General features: G+C 49.2%; 1 rRNA gene. It reads right to left on the bottom strand.

The annotated features are described in order from the left end of the window. Positions 1 to 350 (bottom strand): 16S ribosomal RNA (locus AB9H30_RS19365); the annotation flags it as partial. Positions 351 to 494: the final 144 nt, after the last annotated feature.

Here is a 494-nt window from a genome sequence, read left to right as displayed (position 1 = left end):
ACTGCTGCCTCCCGTAGGAGTCTGGACCGTGTCTCAGTTCCAGTGTGGCTGATCTTCCTCTCAGAACAGCTAGAGATCGTCGCCTTGGTGAGCCTTTACCTCACCAACTAGCTAATCTCACCTGGGCCTCTCTTTGCGCGCGAGCCTAAGCCCCCTTTCACCCGTAGGTCGTATGCGGTATTAGCCATCGTTTCCAATGGTTATCCCCCTCGCAAAGGCAAGTTCCCAGGCATTACTCACCCGTCCGCCACTCGTCATCATCTAGCAAGCTAGACATGTTACCGTTCGACTTGCATGTGTTAGGCCTGCCGCCAGCGTTCAATCTGAGCCATGATCAAACTCTTCAATTAAATACTATCGAATTACAAATAAATTTTGTCGTAGACACTCTTAATGAGTGCCCACACAGATTGTCTTGTTATAAATTGTTAAAGAACGTTGTGAAGCACAAGTGCTTCACTGCTTGGGAGTTGCCTCTCAAGCGGGATGCGAAT

This window comes from Glaciecola sp. SC05 (assembly GCF_041380235.1).
GTDB lineage: Bacteria > Pseudomonadota > Gammaproteobacteria > Enterobacterales > Alteromonadaceae > Glaciecola.
The sequence above is the reverse complement of the archived record's forward strand: the minus strand, read 5'-3'. Positions and strand labels throughout refer to the sequence as shown.